General features: G+C 63.9%; 15 protein-coding genes. 8 read left to right on the forward strand and 7 right to left on the reverse strand.

Annotation, left to right across the window (positions count from 1 at the left end; genetic code table 11):
• Window positions 1-49: 49 nt before the first annotated feature.
• Window positions 50-943 carry a GTP cyclohydrolase FolE2 gene (folE2, locus tag DK366_RS08370; protein WP_109125120.1) on the forward strand — a complete coding sequence of 298 codons (894 nt, stop codon included), beginning with the start codon at window positions 50-52 and terminating at the stop codon, window positions 941-943.
• A 5-nt stretch (window positions 944-948) separates the two neighbouring features.
• Here the strand turns inward: folE2 and DK366_RS08375 are convergent, their stop codons facing one another.
• Window positions 949-2,160: an SGNH/GDSL hydrolase family protein gene (locus DK366_RS08375; protein WP_157956475.1), complete on the reverse strand. Its 1,212-nt coding sequence runs from the start codon at window positions 2,158-2,160 to the stop codon at window positions 949-951.
• Between the two features lie 173 nt (window positions 2,161-2,333).
• On the opposite strand from DK366_RS08375, the gene DK366_RS08380 reads away from it, so the two are divergent.
• On the forward strand, window positions 2,334-2,540 hold the full coding sequence (locus tag DK366_RS08380) for a dodecin (RefSeq protein ID WP_109125073.1): 207 nt from the start codon (window positions 2,334-2,336) through the stop codon (window positions 2,538-2,540).
• A gap of 73 nt (window positions 2,541-2,613) precedes the next feature.
• On the opposite strand, the gene DK366_RS08385 is transcribed toward DK366_RS08380, so the two are convergent.
• On the reverse strand, window positions 2,614-2,931 hold the full coding sequence (locus tag DK366_RS08385; protein WP_109125074.1) for an antibiotic biosynthesis monooxygenase: 318 nt from the start codon (window positions 2,929-2,931) through the stop codon (window positions 2,614-2,616).
• A gap of 262 nt (window positions 2,932-3,193) precedes the next feature.
• Between DK366_RS08385 and DK366_RS08390 the strand changes: the two genes are divergently transcribed.
• Complete coding sequence (locus DK366_RS08390) at window positions 3,194-3,988, forward strand: SDR family oxidoreductase (RefSeq protein ID WP_109125075.1); 795 nt, start codon at window positions 3,194-3,196, stop codon at window positions 3,986-3,988.
• A gap of 66 nt (window positions 3,989-4,054) precedes the next feature.
• On the opposite strand, the gene DK366_RS08395 is transcribed toward DK366_RS08390, so the two are convergent.
• Entirely contained in the window at window positions 4,055-5,248 is a 1,194-nt protein-coding gene (locus tag DK366_RS08395; RefSeq protein WP_109125076.1) for an aminotransferase class V-fold PLP-dependent enzyme, read from the reverse strand.
• Window positions 5,249-5,563: 315 nt separating this feature from the next.
• On the opposite strand from DK366_RS08395, the gene DK366_RS21395 reads away from it, so the two are divergent.
• Window positions 5,564-5,719, forward strand: coding sequence for a hypothetical protein (locus tag DK366_RS21395; protein WP_198651477.1), 156 nt, complete (start codon window positions 5,564-5,566; stop codon window positions 5,717-5,719).
• Between the two features lie 217 nt (window positions 5,720-5,936).
• Here the strand turns inward: DK366_RS21395 and DK366_RS08400 are convergent, their stop codons facing one another.
• Entirely contained in the window at window positions 5,937-6,176 is a 240-nt protein-coding gene (locus DK366_RS08400) for a hypothetical protein (protein ID WP_109125121.1), read from the reverse strand.
• Between the two features lie 446 nt (window positions 6,177-6,622).
• Here DK366_RS08400 and DK366_RS08405 point away from each other — a divergent pair, with 446 nt between their 5' ends.
• Window positions 6,623-7,453, forward strand: a complete 831-nt coding sequence (locus tag DK366_RS08405; protein WP_198651478.1) for an alpha/beta hydrolase — start codon at window positions 6,623-6,625, stop codon at window positions 7,451-7,453.
• A 40-nt stretch (window positions 7,454-7,493) separates the two neighbouring features.
• Here the strand turns inward: DK366_RS08405 and DK366_RS21175 are convergent, their stop codons facing one another.
• Window positions 7,494-7,667, reverse strand: coding sequence for a hypothetical protein (locus tag DK366_RS21175; protein ID WP_157956476.1), 174 nt, complete (start codon window positions 7,665-7,667; stop codon window positions 7,494-7,496).
• Between the two features lie 206 nt (window positions 7,668-7,873).
• Between DK366_RS21175 and DK366_RS08410 the strand changes: the two genes are divergently transcribed.
• Window positions 7,874-9,676 carry a PAS domain S-box protein gene (locus DK366_RS08410; protein ID WP_109125078.1) on the forward strand — a complete coding sequence of 601 codons (1,803 nt, stop codon included), beginning with the start codon at window positions 7,874-7,876 and terminating at the stop codon, window positions 9,674-9,676.
• A 9-nt stretch (window positions 9,677-9,685) separates the two neighbouring features.
• Here DK366_RS08410 and poxB read toward each other — a convergent pair whose 3' ends face one another.
• A complete protein-coding gene (poxB, locus tag DK366_RS08415; RefSeq protein WP_109125079.1) occupies window positions 9,686-11,416 on the reverse strand; it encodes a ubiquinone-dependent pyruvate dehydrogenase in 1,731 nt (576 codons plus the stop codon).
• A 186-nt stretch (window positions 11,417-11,602) separates the two neighbouring features.
• Window positions 11,603-12,430, reverse strand: a complete 828-nt coding sequence (locus DK366_RS08420) for a plasmid replication/partition related protein (protein ID WP_109125080.1) — start codon at window positions 12,428-12,430, stop codon at window positions 11,603-11,605.
• Window positions 12,431-12,576: 146 nt separating this feature from the next.
• On the opposite strand from DK366_RS08420, the gene DK366_RS08425 reads away from it, so the two are divergent.
• Both DK366_RS08425 and DK366_RS08430 read left to right on the forward strand, forming a co-directional pair.
• Window positions 12,577-13,515, forward strand: coding sequence for a peptidylprolyl isomerase (locus DK366_RS08425; protein ID WP_109125081.1), 939 nt, complete (start codon window positions 12,577-12,579; stop codon window positions 13,513-13,515).
• 158 nt (window positions 13,516-13,673) lie between these two features.
• On the forward strand, window positions 13,674-15,836 hold the full coding sequence (locus tag DK366_RS08430; RefSeq protein WP_109125082.1) for an AsmA family protein: 2,163 nt from the start codon (window positions 13,674-13,676) through the stop codon (window positions 15,834-15,836).
• Window positions 15,837-15,850 lie beyond the last annotated feature (14 nt).

Consider the following 15,850-nt stretch of genomic DNA (forward strand, 5'->3'; position numbering starts at 1 on the left):
CCCCATCGCGGACCCCACCGTGAAGCAGATTGCCGAAGCCCCTTCCTGCATGCCCGATGTCGCCGTCCAGCCGTTGCTCGGTGGACGACTCGACTGGGTAGGCATGGAAGGTATCGACGCGCCCTTGCATATCGACGCCGGCAACGGCAGCACGCAACAGGTCACCGCCCACGTGGGCGCCTTCGTCAACCTCACGCGCACGGACCGGCGCGGCATCCACATGTCGCGCCTGTATCTGTTGATCGACGAGCATTTGGGCACCAGTACGCTCAGTCCCTTCACGCTGGAACGATTGCTGCGCGCCTTCCTGCAATCGCACCACGACCTGGCCGACCGTGCGCGACTTCGCCTGCGCTTCGAACAGCGCGTGCTGCGCAAGGCGTTACGCAGCGATCACTATGGCTGGCGAAGCTATCCGGTGACGGTGGACGCCACGCTCGGGCACCACGGCATCGACATAACGCTGTCCGCCGATGTCACCTATTCGTCCACCTGCCCTGCGTCGGCCGCGTTGTCGCGACAGTTGATCCAGGAACGATTCGCCAGCGATTTTCCGAACGCTGCGCCGCTGCATCACGCCGACGTACTCGCGTGGCTGGGCACCGAGCAAGGCATCGTGGCCACGCCACACGCGCAGCGCAGCATTGCGCAGGTATCGGTACGCCTGGCACACGACGCGCCGTTGGACATCATCGGCCTGATCGATCGGGTCGAGACCACGCTGGGCACACCGGTGCAGACTGCCGTGAAGCGCGAGGACGAACAGGCCTTCGCGCTCGCCAACGGAGCCAACCTCATGTTTTGCGAAGACGCGGCGCGCCGCATTCAGCGTGCGCTGGATGCCGACGAGCATTTCGCGGATTTCCAGGTGCGCGTGGAACACCAGGAAAGCCTGCACGCGCACGACGCCGTGGCGTGGGCCAGCAAGCACGGCGCCGTGTAACCCGCTCAGGGCTTCGCGAACAGCACCGGGATATCGAACGCCGCAGCAATCGCCTTGTGACCGGCATCGTTCGGGTGCAGGTGATCGCCACTGTCGTACGCGGCCAGCAGGCGTTCCGGATGCGCCGGGTCGCGCAACGCCTTGTCCGTGTCCACCACGCCATCGAACGCGTGGCCGTTGCGTATCCACGCGTTGACGGCCTGTCGCTTCGCCTCGCCATCCGCCGAATGGAAGGGCCATTCCAGTCCATCGAATGGCAGCAGCGTGGCGCCGATGACTTTCACCTTGCGCGCATGGGCTCGCGCAACGATGGTCTTCATGCCATCGATGATCTGTTGCGCGGTGACATCATCCGGCGTGCCGGGAAAGTAGCTGCTTGCGGAAATATCGTTGATGCCTTCCAGCAGCACCACGTAGCGCACGCCGGGCTTGTTCAACGCATCGGCGTCCAGTCGCGTCAACGCGCTGGGACCGATGAATGGCAGGTGTTCGTCGTGCAGCACGCGGTTGCCCGCAACGCCTTCATCGAGCACGGCCACGTTGTTCATGCCCGCGGTGTGTTGCAACGCAGACGCAAGATCGTCCGGCCAGCGTGCATCAGTATCCGGTGTGGAACCCACGCCATCGCTGATGGAATCACCCAGGACGGCGATGGCATAACCCGACGTGCCGGGTGCCACGTCCACGCCAGTGAGGAACAACCGGCTGCTCACCTTTTCCTGGACGGGAAACGCAGCGTCGCCGGTGGCATCGCCCTTGGCGATCCAGGCGGTCTGGTTGCCCACGCCGTGAGCCGTCGTGGCGCCAGCACCGTCGCCTACATGGATGCTCACCGCCAAGGCCTGCCATGGCGACACGGTCATGGCGACGGGATCACTCGTTGCCGTCCCGCCCTTCGCCAGCGTCACGGTCGGCTGGCCATGAAACATCACGGCGTGATCGGAGCCCGGCACGATGGCCGCGCCATCGGCCCGCTGGGCCACGCGCACCGGTCCCAGCGTGACGGGGCCCGTACCATTGACGTTGGATAGTTCCAGCCGCACTTCCGTGCCGCCCACGCTCGTGCGAATGGCTTCGCGCACGGTGGTCCCGGCAAGCGTGGGCAAGGTGGAATCCGGTGATGCGGACCAGGTGGCGACCCATGACGGTGCGGGTGCGGCATGCGCCGCCACCATGCTCAACCCAGACAACCCGCAGAACGCGACAACACGCTTCAACGACCTTCCGGGCATGGCTTGGTACCCCTTGGCGAAAGTGGGACAGCGGCCGCGGCATGGTCCGAGGCTTGGGACCGGGCAACCAGTGCCATTCTTCACACCAAGTTGGCAAGCCTGGGTATGCACTGGGTGGACGCCCTGCGACCCGGCACGGCCCCAGCGGAGACCCACGCATGTCCGAGCATGTCTACAAGTCCATCGAACTCACCGGTTCATCCAAGACCAGTTGCGATGACGCCATCCGCGCTGCAATTGCGCAGGCGTCCAAATCGGTACGCAACATCCGCTGGTTCCACGTGATCGAGACGCGCGGCCACGTCGACGACGGCAAGGTCGCCTATTGGCAGGTGACGCTGAAGGTAGGCTTCACGCTCGAGTGAACCAGCACGTGCGGTGCGTCTTGCCTGTCCATTCGTTTAAGCGGGTGGACAGCGCGAAGGCACACGCCAGGCCTCAGGCGCGCGCGTAACCACGCTTGAGATCGAGAAACTCGATGGTGCGTTCTGCGCGCAGCCATTGCGGCAAGGCGGCTTCGAATGCCTGTCGATAAGACTTGCCAAGGTGATGCTGCAGGAAATGTTCGCGGCTGCACGACCACACTTCATACAACACGAACGTATCCGGATCATCCGGGGCTTGATGCAGATGAGTGGACACGAAATCCGGCTCTTCCTGCATCGCGTCCAGCACATCCAGCATGCCACGCTCCAGTTGGGCCGCATGCTCGTGACGTGCGGGAAGATGCACGATGAAGGCGATGGTTTCGCTCATGACGTTTTCCTCGACGTTGCCAGTTGGATCGATGCGCCGCAGGACGGCGAGCCGACAGACAGCATGATCCCGCGCCATCCAGGCACAGATATTCGAAGGGGCTGATGAACATGTGCAACATCATCGAACGATGATGGACAGGTCCTTGAGGTTCATTCGGCAGGCCACCACGTGACATGCCCGAAGGGACGCTGGCCGATCCGTTGCCGCGTCGCTCGCCATCCCATATCCGCCACGTCACCGCTTTCCCGAGGAGTTTTCCATGCACATCGATCTCACCGGCCGCACGGCCATCGTCACCGGTTCCACCGCCGGCATCGGCCTGGCCATTGCCACCGGTCTTGCCGGCACCGGCGCGCACGTCATCGTTACCGGGCGCACCCAGGCACGCGTGGATGAGGCCATCGCCAGCATCAAGGCGGCGGTTTCCTCCGCCAGCGTCAGCGGCGTCGCAGGCGACCTTGGCTCAGCCGAAGGTGCACGCGAGTTGATCGCCAAGATTCCCGACGCCGACATCCTCATCAACAACCTCGGCATCTTCGAACCCAAGCCGTTCTTCGACATTCCCGACGAAGACTGGATGCGCTTCTTCGAAGTGAACGTGCTCAGCGGCGTGCGCCTGTCGCGCCATTACGCGCAAGGCATGGCCAAGCGTGGCTGGGGCCGCATCCAGTTCGTCTCCAGCGAATCGGGCCTGCAGATTCCCGCGGAGATGGTGCATTACGGCACCACCAAGACGGCGCAACTGGCCGTGGCGCGCGGACTGGCCGAGTCGCTGGCTGGAACCGGCGTCACCGTGAATTCCATCTTGCCGGGCCCGACACGCTCCGAAGGCGTGGGCGATTTCTTCGCCAAGATCGCCAAGGAACAAGGTGTGTCGCAGGAACAGGTGGAGCGCGACTTCATCCAGACGCACCGTCCGTCGTCGCTCATCAAGCGCCTGGCCACGGTGGAAGAAGTGGCGAACCTGTCGGTGTATCTCGCTTCCGAACAGGCGTCGGCCACCACCGGTGCCGCCATGCGCGTCGACGGTGGCGTGGTGCGTTCCATCGCCTGATGACTTGCAACCCGACGTGCTGAACGATGGACGCCCGCCTTGATGCGGGCGTCCATCAAATGGAGATCACGACGTCAGCCACGCCACGCAGCGCTCCACATCGCCCGACGCATGCCAGCCGTGGAATGCAATGCGGAGATAGCCTTCGCGCATGCTCGCGTGAATGCCTTGCGCCTCGGCGGCGCGCAGCAAATGTGCCGCGCGCTGCGGCGGCACCGCGAACGAAAGTATCGAGCCGAGCCTGTTGTTGCGCATCAATGCGTGCAGACGTTGTGCCTCGGACGACCACGACGGGTCGTTCGCCAGCGCAGCGAGCAACGCCTGCTGCAATCCGGCGATGTGTGACTGGATCGCCGCGACGCCACCGCTGTCCAGCAGCAACTGGATCGACGATGCCAACGCGGCGCACGACACGATCGATGGACTGCCTGCCTCCAGGCGACGACCATCGGCGGCCCACAACGCATCGCGCGATGCCTGCGTGCCTTCCTGCGAAAAATCATCGGGCGCGGATAACCATGTGCCCAAGGGAATCAGCTGCTGGCGGAAGGCGCGTTCGGTCCATAACAACCCCTGCCCCTGCAGCCCCAGCAGACCCTTGTGGCCACCCGTGGCAAACGCACTCACGCCATCCAACGCCGCCACGGCAGTACCGGCACCCTGAATGCCGTCGACCACCAGATGCACGCCACGCTCGCGGCAGGCGCGTCCCAGCCTTTCGATGTCCAGACGCAAACCATCCTGGTAGCGCACCCATGACACGGCGATGAGGCGCGTGCGCGGCGTAATCGCATCCAGCAAGCGCTGCTCCGGATCGACCGTGGCTTCGGGCGCCACGGGTGCATCGCCGGTCTGGCCGTCCCAAAGCACCACCTCCGTGCAAGTCACGCCCTTGTCCCGCAGCGCCAGCCAGGGCAAGCGGTTGCTGGGAAATTCACCGGCGGGAATGATGACTTCATCGCCGGACTTCCACGGATAGCCGAGCGCCACCGCCTCCAGCCCGCTCGACGTGCACGTCACCAGGCTCATGTCGTGAGCATCCACACCAAGCAGTTGGGCGCCGGCGTGACGCAGCGAGCGCTGCACATCGAGGAAATCCTCGTTCCAACGCACATCCCAGGGTCGCAGTTCGGTTTCCATCAGCGTGCTGATGGCTCGCGCCGATGCGCGTGGCAGCGGACCATCCTTGCAGTGGGACAACCACAGCACGGATGCCGGCATGTCGAAGTGGTCGCGGGAAATGAGCGGCTTGACCAACACGTGCGGGTTCCTTGAATGCGGGCACCGCCGAGTCGGCACGAATGCGGCGCGTGAAAACGGGGACACGGCACGCTAGCACAACGATTTGGGTCCCTTGTCGCGTTGAGCACGCGGCAAACGAACACTTGCGTGTCCGTAGCGGTGTCCGCGGTCTGCCGCGCCTGTCCGGACACCGTCCGCGGACACTCGTCACCGCAACGGCACATTGCCAGAAAATGGCTTCACAGCGCGGTTTACAGGGCATGCAAAGGGTTGGCACGGGGCTTGCCATATATCCAGTGAAAGCCACCCAACCCAAGTTCAAGGAGAACGACCATGAAATTCGAAAACCTGATGCTGCACAGCCTGTTCGCCGCCTGCCTGCTGGTTTGCGTGCTGACCCTGGGCGCCATGGTGACCGCACCGAACTTCACGTCCGCCGCCGTGGCCAGCAATGCCCCGGTCGCTACCACGGCGCAGCCCGCCGGTTGAGGAACGACGACGTGTACACACGTGCGTTCCCCCACGCACCGGGGAACCGATCGACGGACGGGTTCCCCCCAGAAAAATAGCCCCGGGAAATTCCCGGGGCTCGATGAGCGCAAGGGCATGCGCTGAAACACGCGTGACACAGGGATGCTTCACCACACAGGAAATCGTGTCTCTCGAAGCTCTACAACGAAGCAAGGGACACGTGGAACGAACGCTCTCAGTGAGCGCTCGACGCCAGCTGACTCAACTCGGTCAGCCCATGCCGCTCCATCGTCGAATACAGCTGCTCCCACCACCAGCGGCGATCCGCTTCGGCGATATCGGACGTCGGCAGCTGGACCAGTTGCTCGATGGCTGCCCAGCGTTCCTCTTCAAGTGCATGGCGCCGTGCAAGCCGCACCAGCTGCGCATCCAGCGCGGCAAAGCGGAAGGTCAACTGTTCCCGGGAAAATGGCACGTTGCTGTCCATCGTCTATCGGTGTTCGTTGCAGTGTTCCCTTTCTACTACGCCGGAGCACCCCGCAATGCACGAATCTGGCAGGCATGACTAAACGGGCTGGTTGAAGGCGTCGCCGGAAAGGTGACTGCCATTCACTCCCCATGTCGACGTTGCTGCGCATTGCCCGACGTTGGCAGCCGCGATATCACCTGCTTGACGGTTACTTCACCGCCACAAGAGGAATCTTCGGCGGGTGACGCGAGCCGACGTGCGTCACCCGTGGTGCTTCGCGTGACAGCGGAGCCCACACCCACCGCAGGGACACCAGCGCACGGGGACCAGCGCGCCTTCGAGTTGCTGTGCGCATGACTTTTTCTTTGCCGCTCGTTGAACTGTTTTATCCATGGCTGGCGTTTCGGCGCCAAGCGTCCGCATCGCGCCACTCAACCAACAGGTGTAAGCACATGGGCAGCAGCACGATCACTACGAAAGATGGCGTCGAGATCTACTACAAGGATTGGGGCAAGGGTCAACCGATCGTCTTCAGCCACGGCTGGCCGCTGTCGGCCGACGATTGGGACGCGCAGATGCTGTTCTTCCTCAGTCACGGCTATCGGGTGATCGCGCACGATCGTCGCGGGCACGGCCGCTCCACGCAGACGGAGGACGGCAACGACATGGATCACTACGCGGCGGATCTGGCCGCGCTCACCGAAAAGCTGGACCTGCACGATGCCATTCACGTGGGCCACTCCACCGGCGGTGGCGAAGTGGTGCATTACGTAGCCAAGCACGGCATGGCGCGCACCGCGAAGATCGTGCTGATCAGCGCCGTCCCGCCGATCATGCTCAAGACCAAGGACAACCCGGACGGCACGCCGATGGAAGTATTCGACGGGTTCCGCGCCGCCCTGGTGGCCAATCGTGCGCAGTTCTATTTCGACGTCGCCTCGGGGCCGTTCTACGGCTACAACCGCCCGGGCGCCAAGCCGTCGCAGGGCACCATTACCAACTGGTGGCGCCAGGGCATGATGGGGGGCACCAAGGCCCACTACGACTGCATCAAGGCGTTCTCGGAAACGGACTTCACCGAGGACCTGAAGAAGATCGACAAGCCGGCGCTGGTGATGCACGGCGATGACGATCAGGTGGTGCCCTACAAGGACGCCGGCGTGCTGTCGGCCAAGCTGCTGAAGAACGCGACCCTGAAGATCTATCCGGGCTACCCGCATGGCGCGCTCACCACGCACCACGAGGTCATCAACAAGGACCTGCTGGAATTCTTCAAGAGCTGATGGGGTATCGCAGCCCCTGCCATGGGCGGGGGCTGCGGCCTTATTCGGGACTCTTGTCGCGCCCCTTCACCAGGCACGCCACGCCCAGCAACAGGAACATGGTGCCGACACCCCAGAAGGCCGTCAGGTGGCCGATATAAGCGGCCACCAGGAACATGGCCCCGGCCGCCAGAAACAGGTAACCGCTGGTCTTCTTGCCTTGCTCTGCGGACATGGCTTTCCCCGGTTGGTCGCGCCGACTATAAGCCGCGTCCCGGCCGCAGCCAAATGCCCGCCCCCTGCCCGACACCCACCTGGCCTCTGCTCAAAGCATTCACGCCCGCACGGCTATATGTGACGGCCGCAACAACGCCTGTGACCGGAACCACAGCGTTCCGCGAGGACCGGGCATAGGCTGACGCAGTATTTTCCGGGGGACTCATGGCAGTGCCGGCTCCGCTTGCATCCGACGAAGGGCGACGCCTTGAGCGGTTGCTCTCGCTCGGCGTGCTCGATTCCGAAGCGGAGCCCCTGTTCGATGCCCTGACCCGCGCCGCATCGCTGCTCACCGGTGCGCCCATTGCGTTGATGACGCTGGTCGATGACAGGCGCCAGTGGTTCAAGTCCAACATCGGGCTGGAAGGAACGGCCGAAACCTCGCGCGACATCGCCTTCTGCTCGTACACCATCCTTGGCGATGAGCCCTTCGTGGTGCGCGATGCCATGAAAGATCCGCGCTTCTCGGACAACCCGCTGGTTACCGACGCGCCGCATATCCGGTTCTATGCGGGTGCGCCCATCACGCTGGGTGACGGCCTGCGCATGGGCGCGCTGTGCGTCATCGATCGACGTCCGCGCGAACTGTCCGAGCAACAGGCCTCCATCCTGCGCGAACTCGCGCGTGCTGCCGCCGAGGCCCTGGAACAACGCAAGGCGGCGCTTGAACGCAGCGAATCGCTGCATCGCGAGGCCCTGCTGCATCGGTTGCAGATGGATGACCGCAAGCGTCTGGCCGCCATTCTCGATGCCTCACAGGCCGGCACGTGGGAATGGAACATCCAGACCGGCGAGATGCGCTTCAACGAACAATGGGCGCGCATTCTCGGCTACAAGCTGGAAGACCTTGATCTGCTTTCGTCGAGCGTATGGCGTCATCTGCGCGCGGACGAAGGTGGCATTGTCCAGGGCGCGCAACGACGCCTCACCCATCCCGACGACCTGCCCCTGCTGGACGAACGCCTGCAGGAACATCTACGCGGCGAACGCCCGCTGTTCGAAAGCGAAGCGCGGCTGCGCCATCAGGATGGGCACTGGCTGTGGGGTCTGCTGCGCGGACGCGTCATCAGCCATACCGACGACGGTGCGCCGCTGTGGATCTACGGCACGCTGGTGGATGTCTCCGAACGCAAGCGTGCCGTGGAATACGTGCAGCGCAGCGAGCATCGCTTCCGCAAACTGTTCGAGGAAAGCCTGGGACTCATCTGCACGCACGACCTGGATGGCACCATTCTTTCGGCCAACCCGGCGGCCGCGCAGTCGCTGGGTTATTCGATGGGCGAGCTGCTGGGCCGGCCGTTCAAGGACCTGATCGAACCGACCTTGCATCCCATGTTCGATGCCTACCTGCAACGCGTCACCACCACGGGCGTGGCGCAAGGCCTGCTGCGCATCCAGTCGAAAAGCGGCAACACGTTGACCTGGCAGTACCACAACTCGCTGGACACCGAGGGCGAAGACCCTTACGTGCTCGGCCATGCACTCGACGTCACCGAACGCATGCGCCACGAAAGCCAGTTGCGCGAATGGAGCGTGCGCGATTCGCTCACGGGCTTATATAACCGGCGCTATCTCGGCCAGGTTGCCGAGAACCTCGTGCGTGGTGAGCCATGGGGTTGCATCGTGATCGACCTGGAAAGGTTCAAGTCGGTGAACGATACCTACGGCCACCAACGCGGCGACCAGGTGCTGGTGGCCATGGGCCAGTTCCTCACGACGCATGTTCGACCCGATGACATCGTGGTCCGTTCCGGCGGCGACGAATTCGTGGTGCTGCTGCCGGGTGCCGGCGAACAGGACACGCTCGCCATCATGCAGCGCCTGGACAGCGCACGTGCCAGCGCGCCCATCGGTTTCACGATGGGGCACGCCATCCGTTTCGGCGACGCGCCGCTGGATGCGGCGCTGGCGCAGGCGGACAATCAGCTTTACCGCGTGCGCCGCGACCGCGGCTACCAGGGCCGCTAGTTTCCTCGATCAACGAAACAGGTTCGTCTTCGCCAGCTCGACCAGTTCGTCACCGCGTCCGTTGATCACCGTGCGCAGCGCCCACAGGCCGAAGCCCTTGGCCTGCTCCAGCTTGATGCTGGGCGGCATCGCCAGTTCCTGCGTGTTGGTCACCACGTCGAGCAACGCAGGTCCGTCGTGCGCAAGTATGTCCTTGATGGCCGCGGGAAGATCGGCGGGATCTTCCACCCGAATGCCGTGCACGCCCACTGCGCGCGCCATGGCGGCGAAATCGGGATTGACCAGCGACGTGCCTGTTTCCAGGTAACCACCCGCTTTCATCTCCAACGCCACGAAACCCAGCGTGTGGTTGTTGAACACCACGATCTTCACCGGCAGCTTCTGTTGCACCAGCGTGAGGAAGTCGCCCATCAACATGCTGAAACCGCCGTCACCCGAAAGGCTGATCACCTGCCGTCCCGGATACGCCGACTGCGCGCCTATCGCCTGCGGCATGGCATTCGCCATCGAGCCGTGCACGAGCGAACCGATGAGGCGGCGATGGCCATTCATCTTCAGGTAGCGCGCAGCCCAGATGGATGGCGTGCCCACGTCGAAGGTGAACACCGCATCGTCCGCCGCGGCGTCGCTCACCAGCTTGGCCAGGTATTGCGGGTGAATGGGCTTTTTGCCGGGTTTTCCGATAGCGAGTTCGTCCAGGCCTTCGCGCGCCTTGCGGTAGTGCGCGAGGCATGCATCAAGGTGTGCCCTGTCCGTCTTGGGTTTCAGCTTGGGAAGCAACGCTTCAATAGTCGCGACGACATCGCCCACCATGCCAAGGTCGAGACGCGCACGGCGTCCGAGATTCTCCGGCCGCAAATCCACCTGCGCGATCCTGGCTTCCGTGGGATAGAACTGGCGATACGGGAAATCCGTGCCCAGCATCAACAACGTGTCGCAATTCAACATGGCGTGATAGCCGGAGCTGAAGCCGATCAGCCCCGTCATGCCCACATCGTAGGGGTTGTCGTATTCCACGTATTCCTTGCCGCCAAACGCATGCACGATGGGCGACTTCAGCGCCTCGGCAAGCTTGATCAGCGGATCGTGCGCGCCGGCGCAACCACGGCCGCACAGCAAGGTGACTTTCTTGCCGCTGTTGAGCAGTTGCGCGAGCGCTTCGATATCTTCCCCGGCTGGGGTCACCACGGGTGCGCGCAGTGCCAGGGACGGGCCAGCCGCCGGCTTGGCGTCCAGTTCGCGCAGCGCCACATCACCGGGAATGATCACCACGGCCACACCGCGCAAACCCACGGCGGCGCGAATCGCGCTTTCCAGCACACCCGGCAGCTGCTCGGGACTCGACACCAGTTCGCAATAACAGCTGCATTCGCGGAACAGCGATTCCGGATGCGTTTCCTGGAAATAGCCGCGACCGATTTCCGCACTGGGAATATGCGCCGCGATGGCCAGCACCGGCACGTGCGAACGGTGGCAATCGAACAGTCCGTTGATCAGGTGCAAGTTGCCCGGTCCGCAACTACCTGCGCATACCGCAAGTTCTCCGGTGAGATGCGCCTCCGCACCGGCGGCGAAAGCGGCAGCTTCCTCGTGCCGCATGTGAATCCAGTCGATGTCACCGCGGCGACGCAGGGATTCGGTGATGCCGTTGAGGCTGGCGCCCACGAGGCCATAAATGCGGCGAACGCCCGCCACGTGCAGCGTTTCGGTGACGACGTCGGAGACTTTCGTGCTTGCCATGTGTCGATGTCCTCGTGGGAAAGAAGCGGCATGTGCTTCATCAATCCCTTCGAGTATCGGGACGCCAGCGTGACAAGGACGTCAGCCGGCATCGCAATGGTCCACCGCAGCGTTACCCGAATGGGTAAATCACCGTTCGGTGCGTCGCCGCGCGGCACCGGGGGGCGCGGCGGCGTGGTCCCTGCATCACTCGCCGGCCGTGCGCTCCCATCGCGCCAGCTGTTCGCGCAGGGCGCCGTTGTCGGCGTTCAGCTCAGCCACTTCTGCCGACAATTCGGCAACACGGCGGCGCAGCGTGGGCAGGTCGTCGCCCGCGCCATCTTCGGCTTCCTTTTTCGGCTTGCGCTTGGCTTCCCGCACGCGCTTGGCGGCCTGCTTCAGCTCGTCGTCGCCCGCGCTGGCTGCGGCCCGCTGCTCCTCTTCGGGCAGGCTGGCCACGGCGGCCGCGGCATTGATCGAAAGCACACCCGATTTCACCGCCGCCACCACTTCCGGCGCGGCCTGCTTCTGGATCTTTTCGATCATCACCACCTGGTTGTTGCTCAGGCGCGCCTCGCGCGCGATGGCCTGCCGGCTCGGCAAGGCCTCCGCCTTGGCGGTTGCCGCGGGCGGCGCGGCGTCCTGCGCAACGTCCGGCGATGCATCGGGTGCTGGCGCGACTTCATCGTCGGCCGGCTTGGCGCGCTCGCGACGTTCGGCCAGGATCTCGCGCTTGCGCAGTGCCAGCACGCCACGCTGGAAATCCGACACGCTGCGGCGCCCCAGGTGCTGCTCGATCATCCACAGGTGCACGTCGTCCATCGACTGGAAGCGCGTGTTCTGTACCGTATTGAACGGCAGGTTGTGCTTGCGGCAAATGCCGTAGCGGTTGTGTCCGTCCACCAGCACGTTGCCCCACAGCACCAGCGAATCGCGGCAGCCTTCGGCGAGCAGGCTGCGCTCCAGCGACTCGTACTCCTCCGGCGTCAGCGGGTCGATATAGGCCTTGAGTTCTTGGTTGACGAGGATGTCCATGGGCGATGCAGATACGGCAAGGGGGCGGCATTGTAGATAACCTTGGCCGCCGTTTCGCGGCTTGTATTTCCCGCCGGAACGTGCGCGCGCCGCGCACTCCCGCGCCACTCTGCTACCTTGCAGGCTTTCCATCCGGGGGAGATTCCATGCTGCTGCGCCGTTGCCTTGCCCTTGCTCTGGCCATTGCCCTGCCCGTTGCGGTATCGGCCGACGAAACCCAGCCGGCGCGCACACCGGCACCCAAGGAACTGCTGGCCAAATCGCAGCCCCAGGAATGGCGCACGCCCGATCCGCAGAACCTGCTGGTGATGCAGCTGCCGCAAGGCCGCGTGCTGATCGAACTCGCGCCGGATTTCGCACCGCTGCACGTCACCAACATTCGTACGATGGCCCACGAGCACTACTACGACGGACTGGCCATTACGCGCGTGCACGACAATTTCGTCACCCAATGGGGCGACCCTGCCAGTGATGACGACAACGGCGACAAGAGCAAGCTCAAGCCGCTGGGCTCCGCCAAAGAAAAGCTGCCACCGGAATACACCCGCGTTTACGACGCCAAGCTGCCCTTCACGCCACTGAAGGACGGTGACTTCTACGCGCCCGAAGTGGGTTTCTCCGAAGGCTTTCCCGTCGCACGCGATCAGACGCACCAGCAGGAATGGTTGACGCATTGCTACGGCATGGTCGGCGTGGGGCGCGACATCGATCCGGAAACGGGCAGCGGCGCCGAGCTGTATGCGGTGATTGGCCAGGCACCGCGCGCGCTCGACCGCAACATCGCCGTCGTGGGGCGCGTGCTGCAGGGCATGGAGTTTCTCTCCGGCCTGCCGCGCGGCACGGGACCGTTGGGTTTCTATGAGAAGCCCGAACAGCACGTCATGATTTCTTCGGTGCGCCTCGCGTCGGACATCCCCGCCGCGCAGCGACCGCAGATCCAGGTGCTTCGCACGGACAGTGCGACGTTCGCGGCGCTGGTCGATGCCAAGCGCAATCGCTTCGACGATTTCTACCGCGTCCCGACCGGCAAGGTCGATGTGTGCAGCGTCACCATTCCCGTGCGCGACGCGAAGACCGCGCACTGACGTTATCCACGGCGAAAAGCGGCATGCATCCCTGCATGCCGCGCTTGCGCACAAATGACGCCTTTGGGTGAACACTGCCTTAGCCCTGAACCCAACGACGACACGTTCTTCACCCCCAAGCCCGGCAGGATGGCCGCACACCCTGAACGGAGCAACGCATGCGGCGGGGCTGGAAAATACTGTCATGGATTGTCGGCGTCTGCGTGGCGCTGATCGTGGTGCTGTTGATCGTCATCGCCACATTCGACTGGAACCGACTCAAGCCCACCATCAATGCGCACGCCAGCGAAACCCTTGGACGTCCGTTCGCCATCAATGGCGACCTGAGCGTTCGCTGGCGCCGCGAAGAGCGTGCCAGCGGCATCGAGGGTTGGGTACCGTGGCCGGAATTCGTTGCGCAGGACATTCGCGTCGGCAATCCCTCGTGGGCCAGCCAGCCTCAGTTTGCGCAGCTCGAAGCATTGCGCTTCCGCATTTCTCCACTGCCGTTGATCGTGCATCGCGTGGAGATCCCGGTGCTCTATCTCACGCAGCCCACCATCGATCTTGAGCGCGACGCACAAGGCCAGGCCAACTGGAATTTCGACCTTGGCAATGGCTCACCCTCGGCATGGACACTGGACCTGCATGCCATCGGCTTTGACCGTGGCCATATCACGCTCAACGATGCGATGAACAAGGCGGAACTGCAGATCACCATGGAGATGCTGCAGCGTGCCATTTCCTATGGCGACATTGTTTCGCAGCAATCGAAGGATGCACGCGAGCAGGCGAGCAAGACGGTGGGTTCGAACGCCAAGGTGACGCTGGAGAAGGATGCCGGCACCGACGAGAACAAACCCGGCAGCACCACCGCCACCTACCAGTTTGCGTGGCAGGCCCTGGGCAAGTATCAGGGCGCGCCGGTGGAAGGCAACGGCAAGACCGGCGGCGTACTGGCCTTGCAGCAGACCGACCAGCCCTTCCCGCTTCAGGCGGATGTGCATGTGGGTGACACGCATATCGCCTTGGTCGGCACGCTCACCGACCCGTTGCATCTGGCCGCGCTGAATATTCGCCTGTGGTTTTCCGGCAGCAGCATGGCCAAGCTGTATCCGCTCACGGGCGTCACCCTGCCCGACACACCGCCGTATGCCACGGAAGGCCATCTGCGCGCCAACCTTAAAAAGGGCGCCAGCCATTTCTCCTACGATCACTTCCGCGGCCGCGTGGGTGGCAGCGACCTGGCCGGCGATCTTGCCTTCGATACCGGTGGTGCAAGACCGAAGCTGAGTGGCAATGTGAAGTCACAGCTGCTCCGTTTCGCCGATCTCGCACCGCTGATCGGCGCCGATTCCAACGCCCAGAAAGAGCAGCGCGGCGACGCGACACCTACGCCGTCTGACAAGGTGTTGCCCGTGGAGCCATTCCGCACGGATCGCTGGCGCGCCATGGATGCCGATGTCACCTTCAGCGCCGCCAGGATCGTGCGCGAGGCGTCCCTGCCCATCAACGCGCTGTCCACGCATGTCGTCATGGACAACGGCGTGCTGACGCTCAATCCGCTCGACTTCGACCTCGCCGGCGGCAAGGTTGCCAGCAACCTGCACCTGGACGGCAGCGTGACGCCGATGAAGGGTGACATCAAGCTCAAGGCGCGACACATCAAGCTCAAGGAACTCTTCCCCACGTTCGCGCCGATGCAGACGAGCTTTGGCGAGATCAACGGCGATGCAGCGATCAATGCCCGCGGCAATTCGGTGAGCGAGCTGATGGGCACGTCCACCGGCGAGCTGAAGCTGCTGATGAACGATGGTGCGATCAGCAAGACGCTGCTGGAAACGGCCGGCCTCAACGTGGCCAACATCGTCATCGCCAAGTTGTTCGGCGACAAGACGGTGAAGATCAACTGCGCGGCATCGGACCTGACGGCCACGAACGGCCTGTACGAAACGCGCCTGTTCGTGTTCGACACCGAAGACGCCACCATCCGCGTCAACGGCACGGTGAATTTTGCCAACGAGAAGCTGGATCTGGACGTCCGTCCGGAATCGAAGGGCTTGCGCATCTTCTCCTTGCGTTCGCCGCTTTACGTCAAGGGCACGCTGAAGAATCCCGACGTGGGCGTGCAGCCCGGCCCGCTGATCCTGCGCGGCGGCGGCGCCGTGGCGCTGGGCGTGCTGGCCACCCCCATCGCGGCCCTGTTGCCGCTGGTGGCAACCAGCAAGGGCGAGCCGGACAACACCTGCGCCACGGTGCTGGAACAGATGCGCGGCGCCTCCAAGGCAGGCACGGCACCCAAGCCGGGCACGCCGCAGCCACCCACGCCACCGTCCCACTGACGCACCACGCCAAC

Source organism: Dyella sp. C11 (assembly GCF_003121485.1).
GTDB lineage: Bacteria > Pseudomonadota > Gammaproteobacteria > Xanthomonadales > Rhodanobacteraceae > Dyella.

Coding starts and splice junctions, on each gene's coding strand:
- poxB (WP_109125079.1), bottom strand. CDS start 11,416: ATGGCAAGCACGAAAGTCTCCGACGTCGTCACCGAAACGCTGCACGTG.
- DK366_RS21395 (WP_198651477.1), top strand. CDS start 5,564: ATGAAATTCGAAAACCTGATGCTGCACAGCCTGTTCGCCGCCTGCCTG.
- DK366_RS08385 (WP_109125074.1), bottom strand. CDS start 2,931: ATGAGCGAAACCATCGCCTTCATCGTGCATCTTCCCGCACGTCACGAG.
- folE2 (WP_109125120.1), top strand. CDS start 50: ATGCCCGATGTCGCCGTCCAGCCGTTGCTCGGTGGACGACTCGACTGG.
- DK366_RS08430 (WP_109125082.1), top strand. CDS start 13,674: ATGCGGCGGGGCTGGAAAATACTGTCATGGATTGTCGGCGTCTGCGTG.
- DK366_RS08425 (WP_109125081.1), top strand. CDS start 12,577: ATGCTGCTGCGCCGTTGCCTTGCCCTTGCTCTGGCCATTGCCCTGCCC.
- DK366_RS08410 (WP_109125078.1), top strand. CDS start 7,874: ATGGCAGTGCCGGCTCCGCTTGCATCCGACGAAGGGCGACGCCTTGAG.
- DK366_RS08380 (WP_109125073.1), top strand. CDS start 2,334: ATGTCCGAGCATGTCTACAAGTCCATCGAACTCACCGGTTCATCCAAG.
- DK366_RS08390 (WP_109125075.1), top strand. CDS start 3,194: ATGCACATCGATCTCACCGGCCGCACGGCCATCGTCACCGGTTCCACC.
- DK366_RS08420 (WP_109125080.1), bottom strand. CDS start 12,430: ATGGACATCCTCGTCAACCAAGAACTCAAGGCCTATATCGACCCGCTG.
- DK366_RS08405 (WP_198651478.1), top strand. CDS start 6,623: ATGGGCAGCAGCACGATCACTACGAAAGATGGCGTCGAGATCTACTAC.
- DK366_RS21175 (WP_157956476.1), bottom strand. CDS start 7,667: ATGTCCGCAGAGCAAGGCAAGAAGACCAGCGGTTACCTGTTTCTGGCG.